Source organism: Nostoc sp. FACHB-110 (assembly GCF_014697425.1).
In the GTDB taxonomy this organism is placed as follows: domain Bacteria; phylum Cyanobacteriota; class Cyanobacteriia; order Cyanobacteriales; family Nostocaceae; genus Nostoc_B.
This window is the reverse complement of record NZ_JACJRU010000049.1, coordinates 44,660-55,383: the sequence shown is the minus strand read 5'-3', so window position 1 is coordinate 55,383 and position 10,724 is coordinate 44,660. Positions and strand designations below refer to the sequence as shown.

9 protein-coding genes and 1 pseudogene are annotated in these 10,724 nt (G+C 41.4%); 6 read left to right on the top strand and 4 right to left on the bottom strand.

Translation table 11 applies throughout. The features are described 5' to 3' along the window. Positions 1-201, top strand: a pseudogene (locus tag H6G69_RS29175) (photosystem II q(b) protein); the annotation flags it as partial. Positions 202-371: 170 nt separating this feature from the next. On the opposite strand, the gene H6G69_RS29170 reads toward H6G69_RS29175, so the two are convergent. The 3 genes from H6G69_RS29170 to H6G69_RS29160 all read right to left on the bottom strand — a co-directional run bounded on the left by H6G69_RS29170 (position 372) and on the right by H6G69_RS29160 (position 4,576). Next, complete coding sequence (locus H6G69_RS29170) at positions 372-1,514, bottom strand: AAA family ATPase (RefSeq protein ID WP_190692606.1); 1,143 nt, start codon at positions 1,512-1,514, stop codon at positions 372-374. Positions 1,515-1,603: 89 nt separating this feature from the next. Then, positions 1,604-2,389, bottom strand: a complete 786-nt coding sequence (locus H6G69_RS29165) for an RNA ligase family protein (RefSeq protein ID WP_190692605.1) — start codon at positions 2,387-2,389, stop codon at positions 1,604-1,606. 411 nt (positions 2,390-2,800) lie between these two features. Then, a complete protein-coding gene (locus H6G69_RS29160) occupies positions 2,801-4,576 on the bottom strand; it encodes an SWIM zinc finger domain-containing protein (RefSeq protein ID WP_190692604.1) in 1,776 nt (591 codons plus the stop codon). A 602-nt stretch (positions 4,577-5,178) separates the two neighbouring features. Here H6G69_RS29160 and lpdA point away from each other — a divergent pair. From lpdA to H6G69_RS29145, 3 genes are all read left to right on the top strand, one after another. Beyond that, positions 5,179-6,606 (top strand): dihydrolipoyl dehydrogenase, encoded by a 1,428-nt coding sequence (gene lpdA, locus H6G69_RS29155; RefSeq protein WP_190692603.1) that lies wholly within the window; start codon positions 5,179-5,181, stop codon positions 6,604-6,606. 98 nt (positions 6,607-6,704) lie between these two features. Continuing rightward, positions 6,705-7,595 (top strand): indole-3-glycerol phosphate synthase TrpC, encoded by an 891-nt coding sequence (trpC, locus tag H6G69_RS29150; protein ID WP_190692602.1) that lies wholly within the window; start codon positions 6,705-6,707, stop codon positions 7,593-7,595. Positions 7,596-7,779: 184 nt separating this feature from the next. Further along, positions 7,780-8,031 carry a DUF5340 domain-containing protein gene (locus H6G69_RS29145; protein ID WP_190692612.1) on the top strand — a complete coding sequence of 84 codons (252 nt, stop codon included), beginning with the start codon at positions 7,780-7,782 and terminating at the stop codon, positions 8,029-8,031. 69 nt (positions 8,032-8,100) lie between these two features. On the opposite strand, the gene H6G69_RS29140 is transcribed toward H6G69_RS29145, so the two are convergent. Then, positions 8,101-8,259, bottom strand: a complete 159-nt coding sequence (locus H6G69_RS29140) for a hypothetical protein (protein WP_190692601.1) — start codon at positions 8,257-8,259, stop codon at positions 8,101-8,103. 102 nt (positions 8,260-8,361) lie between these two features. On the opposite strand from H6G69_RS29140, the gene H6G69_RS29135 reads away from it, so the two are divergent. Next, the gene (locus H6G69_RS29135) at positions 8,362-9,027 is read left to right on the top strand and encodes a glycosyltransferase family A protein (RefSeq protein WP_190692600.1); all 666 of its coding nucleotides are present in this window, start codon (positions 8,362-8,364) and stop codon (positions 9,025-9,027) included. Between the two features lie 330 nt (positions 9,028-9,357). After that, positions 9,358-10,653, top strand: coding sequence for an ABC transporter substrate-binding protein (locus H6G69_RS29130; RefSeq protein ID WP_190692599.1), 1,296 nt, complete (start codon positions 9,358-9,360; stop codon positions 10,651-10,653). Positions 10,654-10,724: the final 71 nt, after the last annotated feature.

Below are 10,724 nucleotides of genomic sequence, written 5' to 3'. Positions count from 1 at the left end.
TTCAACTTGAACGGTTTCAACTTCAACCAATCTGTGATTGATTCTCAAGGTCGTGTCATTAACACCTGGGCTGATATCATCAACCGTGCTAACTTGGGTATGGAAGTGATGCACGAGCGCAATGCTCACAACTTCCCCTTAGATTTGGCTAGCGGTGAGCAAGCTCCTGTTGCTATTTCTGCTCCTGCTATCAATGGTTAATCTTCTAAGATAGAAGCAATAACTAATTAATCAAAAGCACTCTCCTTAAGGAGAGTGCTTTTTAATGTGGCTGATTAATGGGATGATTTTTATCTCACGCAAAGATGCAAAGAGCAAGAGTTTTAAAAGTAGAATAATTTTTAATATGATGCGATCGCACACTAACATTTTCACCGTACTAACCAATCTACCTTGTGTGCTTCGGTAATATCGGGAACTTCTAGACGCTGCTTTAATTTATACAGTACTTTTTCGGGAAGTTTAGCATGAGCAGGGCGATCGCAATTTCTCCGTAACAATTCCTCCCAAGGTGCTTCTAAATAAAGAATGCGAATGTTGGCTTGATAACTGGTAAACAAACGAGTTAACATCCCTCGCAATTGCCGACTAATATTAGTTGCATTCCACACAAAACATTGACCATTGCGCATATATTCTTTGGCTATGGTTTTGGCTGCATTTATCACTGCACCTTGGTCATCTTCTGGGCTGATATTCATTTGCTTTCGCAGTGCATCTAAAGAAATCACTCGCCAGTCAGGCAAATTTTCCTTTATCCAAGTATCTTTCCCTGCACCCGGTAAACCCGACATGATCACTACCCCAAAGCGCGTATCATCAAAGGCTGCATAGTCTGGGTTGGCATTTTCTTTTTGAAAATACACAAACCGACTGTGTGCGGAAGGAAATGCACGCGGTTGCTCAAAACATTGGTTTTCTTGGCAAAATTCGCGGAAAAACTCAATCCGTTCTAATAATTGTGCTTGGTCATTGCAGTAACGTCCCCGCACATCTGCTTCGGCGAGTAAACCCAACATATCGCAACGAATGATTTGACTTGTTTTAATTACCGCCCGTTCTGGGTTGGGTTTATCCCAAAACCACAGGGGTAAACTGCCATATTTCACCAAAGCTACAACCGCTTCCCGCTCTGGAAATGGTACGTTTAAATCCCAGAGAATTTCCTGTGCCATTTTCGCCCCTTGGAGGACATGACCTTTAGAAGAAACCGAGCCATCTTTAGCTATTTGAGTTGCGGCGGGTTTGGCGACATCATGCAATAAAGCTGCGGCGAATAATACAGAACGTTCTTTAGCTGGTAATGTTCGCCATTGGGGTAAAGCGACTAATGCCTCGCATACAAGTTTGGTGTGAATGAGAACATTCCCTTCAGCATGATAACGTGGGTCTTGGGGACAATCAGCAAGCGATCGCAACCAATCAAATTTTGCTTCTAACGCTGACCAGTTAATTGTCCAGTCATCTTCATTAGGACAATAAGGAAATGTCCAATTTTGCATCAAAGCATTCATAAATTATTACCTGTAAACTAGATGATTTTTGTCTCAAGCAGAGGCGCAAAGGCGCGGATAATAAGAGTTTGAGAGATGAATTCGCCCCGTTAAGCAAACAAATCTGCACTAGGATGCAGTTGATTGGGAATTATTGGGCGGTTTAGCCAATGTCCATCGGACTGCTGAATGGTGGTTAAAAAGCTGGAACGCACATATTTATAACGGGCTGTTACCGTTGCTTGTGGCTCGACTTTAATATATAAACCTTCCATCAAAGCACTTTGGTCAGTTTGTTTGAGGGAACGTTCGACATCTAAGCCTTGTTCCAGACAAATTTGTTGGAAACGCTGCAAATGTGCGGGGGTTTGATAATGGGACTTTTGCAGCAGGGCGATGAGTTGTTGATAAGATTGCAGTTCGCCAGCAAACAACACAGGTACAGAAACTAAAGGCAAATCTGCAAGTAACTGCTGACGGTTCTTGGTGCTGAGAAAAACTTGCTGTTCTAAATCCAGCACATCGTATTCTAGGAAGTAATGAGGTAAGGCATCATAAAAAACGGTGTGCTTGGCATACAGCCATTCACCAAACAAAATGAACCGACTCCCCAAAACTTGCAAAAATGCGGTGGCGCGAGTATGCGCCCATTGTTTAAACAAGTTAAAGTGCTTTTCTCTCGCACCACCTGTTAAATAATGTCCGCGACTTTGCAATTTGAGTTGTCCGTTGGCAGTAAAGCTAATAGCGGCGTTTGCGCCATCGACTTTTTCTTCCACGACTACATACTGATTTTTAATCGCACTAAAGGGAACGCTGTTTAAATCTTCATCCCCAGGCTGCAACCGCGAACCCTCGATGTGATGGGTACGCGGATATTTATAAATTTGTTCCATAACTTTTTACCTTGGTGACTGCAATCAAATAAGGGCGTGGCGAACTTCCACCGAATCAACAGAGGATTTTTGCATTCGCCAATGAAATGAATTTGATTGAGACTGAAGGACTACATAAGCTTTTACCGTAGTTTTCCAAGGATGTATTTTAATAATTACATACTTCACAAGCAGCCGCAGAGTTTTCGGAAATAGAGCGGCTTATAGTAAGCTGTTAATCGTTTAATTTTCACATTGAGACCGCAGGGGAGCAGGGGGCAGGGAGCAAGGGAGAGGGTTTGCAGCTTTTACTACCATGAATATGGTGCAATTTAAATGACGACTAGCTTACCTAATATGTAGTTTTCCAGAAACTATTAATCAATAATATCTGCTGCTCTCCCTATAGCCGCCTCTTGTGGGAATTACGAACTATTCCATATCTCTTCCCTGCAACATTCCCATCAACTTACGTTTGCGGGCGTGAATTTCCATGATTTTGGCGCGATATTTTAACCAGTCGGCTTGTCTAGCGGATGCAATATAAGCGGCGCGAGCTTTTCTTAACCACTCGACGGCGGCATCATAATACTCTGCTTTAGCTGCATCCATAATTAATTCGGCACGCCTACAAGCTTGGCTAATCACCCACTCAGGACGATAGGAGATGGCGGCATTCATCACCCGATGAATGATATCAGAGTGATAATGAGTGAGTTCTTTAGCAATTGCGATCGCATCATCAATCAGTCCTTCTCGTAAATAAATATCAACCTTAACAGCAGCACTTTCCCAACTACTATAGACACGCAGAATTTTTATTAATTCGGCTTTGACAGTTTCCCAATCTTCACCTGCCAATTCTTGAATATTTTGGTACTCTTCTAAAGATGGGTGAGCTTGAAAGGCGATTTTTTTCGCTTGTAAAGCTGTGGTTTTGTTGCCTAAATTTTGGGCTAAATCACTGGCCCAAATGCCTAATTCATACTGACAGTTACCTGATAATTGTAAGCCAATTTGAGCAATATGTAATGCTTGTTGTAACGCACCTTGTTCTTTTAAAGTTTTCCCCAAGGCAAAGGCTTCTTCCATTGAATTCATCTCGGTTTGGGCAACTTTTACGGCTTCTTCTACCCTGCCGAGTCTGCCTAACATAGTTAAATATTGCCGCGTTTGCCCTTCTGCCTCAGCTAAATATAAATATTCTTGATAGCGTTCTTGGCGTTCGAGAATTTTCAGGCGAATTAAGGCCAAATCATCAGCATAATCGGGAATTTTCGCCTCCCACGCGCCTTTTTCGCCAATCTTACCTTGAAGAACTTGCACCAGTGGCGGATAATCCCAACCTTGGCGTAAAGCTTCTAAACTTAATCCAAAATCAACGTCCCATTCGTCTTGCCAAACTTCCAAGTTGACTTGGATATCCACTTTTTCTTCAGAAGTTAGTTCAGCTGTCAAAATAGCTTCGCACCAAGCATTATTGAATTCCCAAGCAATTTCGTCATAGTCAGCACCATACTCGGCGACTTCATACCAATTTTCGATACAGGTAGAAGTAATGGCTTCTAAAACGGCGATCGCTTTATTTCCTTCTCCTCGTTCGCTCAAGTCTACCGCAGTTTGCACTAAACTCAACAATTCTTCCGCAATCGGGTCTTCTTCACACCCATCCTCCAGATAGCGCACTGCATCGTGGAGAATCTGCCGTACCTTTCGCCGCACAGGATTGGTATCAAAAATATTCTGGCGTAGAGATTTGAGCTTTTTTGGCTGGGGCGGCGGACTGGTCATCCAAATAACATGGCGGTCTATCGTCTCTATCAGTTGCGGATGTTCAGCGACTAATTCTTGTACTAGCCTCTGTGTCTGCACATGATCTAATCGATCTAATAATTGTTCTAATGTCGGACGATGTTCAATAATTTCTGGCTGGCGAACACAGACAAGCATGGTGGCCACAATGTGCTTACACCATCCATCCAAGTTATAAGCACAGGTGCAAGTTGCAGAAGTTAAACTATGACCATCAAAACTGAGGTTAACCCGATAAGGCCTAGCTTCACTGCCATCAACTTCTGCTTGCAAAAAATTACCGCGCCGAGTAATGGTATCGACTGCACCTGACTCAAAATAAGCCTCACCGCGCTGGTAAGACTTGGCGTTGGCATAACGACGGATGGTAAATTCACTGATTTTGGGAATAGACATTGGGCGGACGAAGTACGAAGATCCTATGCGTAAATGAATTTTAGATCCAGGTTGGCTTTTCGGCTCATACCCACATTTGAATTCCCAGTCATCACCATGAGGCTGTTCCTGAAATTTCAAACAATCTGATACTAGTACAACAAAGCAGTAAACAGTGCTAAGTGCTGAGTTAAAAGGCTGCTGGCGATCAAATAGGACATTTATATTTTCAATGCATTACTAAGTAGTCTGACTCTGACTCAGCACTATTCATTTGAACATTTAGTTTATTTCCACATTAATACTAGTAGTTTCTAATACTAATTCACTAAGTTGTTTTGTGTAGTTTATTGATGAATCAAAATACAAAATAGTTCCAAAGGGAAAAAACTATTTTTACAACCTGAATGAGCTATTACACTCTTCAGAAAAAATCAGCCATATCAGTATAAAATTAAATAAGTAAATAATGTTTACTAAAATTGTTAATAAATTTATCTCTTCGCTTGCTAGCGTGAATCATAATAGTTGATTTAGTGATTTAGCCACTCCCAACCTCTAGGGGTTGTCAGGATTGCTAGTCGAGTTGAGAATAAATAGGCGAAGCACACGGGGAAACTAACGTGAGTCAAGGATTTGATTACGATTTAGTGATTATTGGCGCGGGTGTAGGCGGGCATGGCGCAGCCCTACACGCGGTAAGCTGCGGTTTGAAAACAGCGATTATCGAAGCAGCAGATATGGGAGGCACTTGTGTCAACAGGGGCTGTATTCCATCAAAAGCTTTGTTAGCCGCAGCAGGACGTGTGCGGGAGTTACGCAATGCCCACCACCTCAAGTCATTGGGCATTCAAATCGGCAATGTGGAGTTCGATCGCCAAGCGATCGCGGATCATGCCGGTAATCTAGTCTCAAAAATTCAAGGAGACTTAACCAACAGCCTCAAGCGTCTGGGTGTAGATATCATCCGGGGCTGGGGCAAAATCGCAGGTACACAAAAAATTACTGTCAGTGGCGATGGCGGCGAAAAAACTATCACCGCCAAAGATATTATTCTCTCGCCTGGTTCAGTTCCCTTCGTTCCTCCCGGAATTGAAGTTGACGGCAAAACTGTATTTACCAGCGACCAAGGCGTCAAGCTAGAATCCCTACCATCTTGGGTGGCAATCATTGGTAGCGGTTACATCGGCTTAGAATTTTCGGATGTGTACTCGGCTTTGGGCAGCGAAATCACGATGATTGAAGCCCTAGACCAATTAATGCCAGGGTTTGACCGCGACATTGCTAAACTCGCTGAACGGGTATTAATTACCCCCCGCGATATTGAAACCAAAGTTGGCATCTACGCTAAAAGAGTGATTCCTGGTTCGCCAGTGGTGATTGAGTTAGCCAATTTCAAAACCAAAGAAGATTTAGAAGTTTTAGAAGTTGATGCTTGCTTAGTAGCCACAGGACGCATCCCCGCTACCCAAAATCTCGGTTTAGAATCTGTAGGTGTAGAGTTAGATCGGCGCAATTTCATCCCTGTAGACGATCGCATGGCAGTGCTGAGTGCAGGTGAAGTTGTGCCGCATCTTTGGGCAATTGGTGATGCTAACGGCAAAATGATGTTGGCTCACGCCGCTTCGGCTCAAGGTATTGTAGCTGTCGAAAATATCGTCGGGCGATCGCGTACTGTTGATTATCGCAGTATCCCCGCCGCCGCCTTCACCCACCCAGAAGTTAGCTACGTCGGCTTAACTGAAACCGCCGCTAAAGAATTGGGACAAACAGAAGGTTTTGAAGTTGCTACAAGTAAGAGTTACTTCAAAGGCAACTCTAAAGCATTGGCAGAAAACGAAGCCGATGGTATAGCAAAAGTCATCTATCGCAAAGACACAGGCGAAGTCCTAGGCGTTCACATCTTCGGGATGCACGCTTCTGACTTAATTCACGAAGCCTCCGCCGCCGTAGCCAAGCGTGAATCTGTCCATACCCTCGCCCATCTAGTCCACGCCCACCCCACCCTCTCGGAAGTTCTAGATGAAGCCTATAAACGGGCAGTAGCTTAAAAAAGTAAAAAGTAAAAAGGTAAAAGTAAAAATAGTTGCTTTTTATCTTTTTACTTTCTTACTACTCAGCACTCAGCACTCAGCACTCAGCACTAGTTATGCAAATCCGTCGCCGTTCACCCAGCCCCGCTATAGATGTATCCATATTGCGCTATCAAGTAGCTTTGCCAGATTCTCAACCAAACAACATTTTGGAAGAAATTGTCTGGCAAAAAGAAATTGAAGTTGACCAGATGCGAGAAAAGCAGCCTTTGATAGAGTTGCAAAAACAAGCACTTTCCGCACCGCCAACTTTAGATTTTGTCGCCGCCCTCAAAGGAGGTAAAACAAAACCAGCGTTAATTGCCGAAGTTAAAAAAGCTTCCCCCAGTAAGGGCGTTTTACGAGAAGATTTTGACCCAGTGGCGATCGCTTTATCCTATCAGCAAGGTGGTGCTAGTTGTATTTCTGTATTAACAGATGTCAAATTTTTTCAAGGCAGCTTTGACAACTTAGCTAAAGTACGTGCCGCCGTTGATATACCTTTATTGTGTAAGGAATTTATTATTTATCCTTACCAGATGTACTTAGCGAGAATTCACGGTGCAGATGCGGTTTTATTAATTGCTGCTATCCTCAGTGACCAAGACTTACAATATTTCATCAAAATAGCTAAAGCCTTGAATATGGCAGCTTTGATTGAAGTTCACAGTCTAGAAGAACTCGACCGAGTACTGGCTTTAGATGGTGTTTCTTTAGTTGGCATCAATAACCGCAACTTAGAGGATTTCACTGTAGATTTGCAAACCACTTGCCAACTTTTAGCGGCTAGAAGTCAGGAATTAAGCGCACGGAATATCTTGGTTGTCAGCGAGTCAGGCTTGCATACACCCGAAGATTTAAGTGTAGTGGCAAACGCAGGTGCAGCCGCCGTATTAATTGGCGAATCATTAGTCAAACAAGCTGATCCTGAAATAGCGATCGCGCAAATTTTACCTAAAACTTATTAAAGGTGATGCTATATAATAAGTAATAAAAATAACATAGATAGCTTGGTAATTTAACGGGGCTTGGCGAAAACTTAATTTCTAATTACATCCACACTACAACCAAATATTTGTTTCTTGTGTAACAATTCATAGCAAGAGATAAATTTTGATGAATACAAATTATACTTCTGCAATATTAAACCACATGGAGCAAATTCCTCTACCATCACCGATCCATTACGAACTGATACTGCAACTATTAGAAAGACAAACCATGTTAGCAGTCAATCAAAACCCAGACTTGCGGCATCAGGTAAATCAACTAATTATTACCTTACGTAAAGCTGCAGTTCAGCAAAAACGCTTAGAACAAATTTGTGAGGTTACTTCTGTACCTGTTGACCACCGTTGGTCACTCAACCACCATATTGCAGAGAAAGTGGTTGCACCTGAGTAAGTATAATATTGTCTAATTATTATGCCAGCGATCGCCTAACAGCTTTTCAGGTATATTTGTCTTTAGTTATCAGCCAATACAGTTTAGATCAGCATTTTTTCTTTTGCTGTTCCCTGGTGTCAATTGAGAAACTTTCTTAACTGTACGTATTATGTTATTAGTTAGGCGATCGATTTCATCAAAACTATTTAAAGCTTCTACCAATTCCCAAATTCTATCTTCAGCCACAAGCGGTTTTGCTATCCTATGGTAAGAATTCAGGACTCTTCTTGATTCTGACTCCTAAATTCTGACTTGTGAATTCTTCTTCAAAATATTTTTGAGTTATTGATGATGAGTATAATTTTTGACAACATTCCTGAAATATCAATCATACTTTGTACATACAATCGTGCTAAATATTTAAATTATTGTATTGATAGTATTATTGCTCAAACTTTTAAAGATTGGGAACTGTTGGTAGTAGATGATGGCAGTAGTGATAATACCTTTGAAGTCATCAATGAATATATTCAAAAATTTCGGAATATCCGTTATTTAAAACATCAAAATAAAAAACAGTGCTATGCTAAAAATGTGGGAATTCAGGCATCATTTGGTAGACATATCACATTTTTAGATAGCGATGACAGCTATTTACCCGAGCATTTGGATCTCCGCATTAAATATATGCAAGAGCATCCAGAAATTGATTTGATAGAAGGTGGCTTTGTTGCTGAAGAAGAGATTTGGGTAGCAGATTATTTTCAACCAGATAAAACAATTAATGTTCGAGAATGCGTACTTGGCGCAACCTTTTTTGGCAAGAGACAAGTATTTTTTGAGTTAAAAGGCTTTAATAATATTGCTTATGGCGAAGATACTGACTTTTGGTATCGAGCCGAAAAAACTTTCAAAACTCAAAAATTACCGCAATTTCAAACTTACGTCTATAGCAGAGCGGAAACCAGTATTACTAAGAGCGTTTTAACAGAAATTTCTCCATCTGGCTTGTAATAGTCTTGATGGGTTTTATTTTTCAGCAATACAAGTAGCAACCGCAAAATCAAGATGAAACAAGTCTAGTTCTTAATACCAAGAGCGCTGGTCTCACCACCTGCGTGGGTTCAAGACCATTGATTTTTCATGAGTCCGCGCAGGTGGTCACTGAGCTTGTCGAAGTGCGGACTTTGTTTGTATAGTAGCGAATTATATTCGCCCAAAACTTTTAAAACATCCTCTCAGGCTTCAATTCTTGCAGATTATCGTCTGTTATGCTTTTAAGCTGACTTGTTTCAAGTATATGGTAAGCTTTGGCTAAATCATGTTTATGCACAAATATTTCCCATGATTAATATAATTCGCCGCTGGCTTGGCTCTATCTGGCGAATGGCTATTTTAATCGCTATTTTAAGTGTTAGCCCAATTATCTTAGCAAGCTGTCAGTCCCAAGTACAGCAAAACGATGCAGTTACTCGTATAACCCTCTGGCAAGGTATTAATCCACCTGTTAATCGAGAAGTCTTCCAAAAATTGGTAGAGAAATTCAACCAAACACATAATGATATTCAAGTCGAATCTATCTATGCTGGACAACTAGATCAACAATTGCCAAAAATTTTAACCGCAGTTGTGGGTAAAGTTCCTCCTGATATTCTGGCGTTTTATCCCCAAGTGACTGGTCAGTTTGTTGAATTAGGAGCTATTCAACCTCTAGAAGACTGGCTAGATAAATCGCCAATTAAATCAGAAATTAGCCCTAATCTTTTAGAAGAATTGACATTAGATGGTCATCTATGGTCAATACCACTTTCCACCAGTAATTTAGGCATTTTTTACCGTCCCAAGTTATTTCAAGCGGCAGGTATTACAACGCTACCCCAAACCTGGGAAGAATTGCGCGAAGTGGCTAAAAAATTGACTATAGACCGCAATGGTGACAAGCGACCAGAACAGTATGGTATGTTGCTGCCTTTCGGTAAGGGAGAATGGACTGTGTTTAGTTGGTTTCCCTTTTTATTAAGTGCTGGGGGTGAAGTTGTCAATAATGGTCTACCAAATTTAAATAATCCTCAAGCTATTCATGCTTTACAGCTGTGGTACGACTTATTAAAAGATGGTTCTGCTACTCTTTCTCCGCCAGAACGCGGTTATGAAGAAGATGCTTTTATCGCAGGTAGGGTAGCTATGCAAATTACTGGGCCTTGGACTTACATCACTAAATCTAATGTTGATTATCAAGTGTTGCCGATTCCGCGTGATGTTAAAAAAGCCACAGTAACTGGGTCAGGAAATTTATATGTGATGAAAACCACGCCAGCAAGAGAAAAAGCTGCATTCAAGTTTTTAGAATATGTTTTAAGTGAAGAATTTCAAACACAATGGGCAATTGGCGCTGGGTTTTTACCTGCAAATTTAAAATCGGCCCAAAGTCAAGCTTATCAAGAATACATTAAACAAAAGCCTTGGATGAAGGTGTTTTTAGAGCAAATGTCTGTAGCGCGCGCTCGTCCAACTTTAGCTGGATATAATCGGCTTTCTGACAGTCTAGGTCGAGCAATTGAGTCTACATTGCTGGGTGAATCTCCGCAAGTAGCTCTGAAAAAAGCACAAGAGCGTATAGAACTAATCTGGAAAAAATAAGTTGTACCTTCACCCCAATTTGTGAGATTCTAGATAATCGCTGCTATAAAACTTAAATCAACTGGGTAGTA

Bases quoted from the DNA above. Each gene is read 5' to 3' on its own strand.
- H6G69_RS29170 (WP_190692606.1), bottom strand. From the start codon at position 1,514: ATGAATGCTTTGATGCAAAATTGGACATTTCCTTATTGTCCTAATGAA.
- H6G69_RS29165 (WP_190692605.1), bottom strand. From the start codon at position 2,389: ATGGAACAAATTTATAAATATCCGCGTACCCATCACATCGAGGGTTCG.
- H6G69_RS29160 (WP_190692604.1), bottom strand. From the start codon at position 4,576: ATGTCTATTCCCAAAATCAGTGAATTTACCATCCGTCGTTATGCCAAC.
- trpC (WP_190692602.1), top strand. From the start codon at position 6,705: ATGCAAATCCGTCGCCGTTCACCCAGCCCCGCTATAGATGTATCCATA.
- H6G69_RS29145 (WP_190692612.1), top strand. From the start codon at position 7,780: ATGGAGCAAATTCCTCTACCATCACCGATCCATTACGAACTGATACTG.
- H6G69_RS29135 (WP_190692600.1), top strand. From the start codon at position 8,362: ATGATGAGTATAATTTTTGACAACATTCCTGAAATATCAATCATACTT.
- H6G69_RS29130 (WP_190692599.1), top strand. From the start codon at position 9,358: ATGATTAATATAATTCGCCGCTGGCTTGGCTCTATCTGGCGAATGGCT.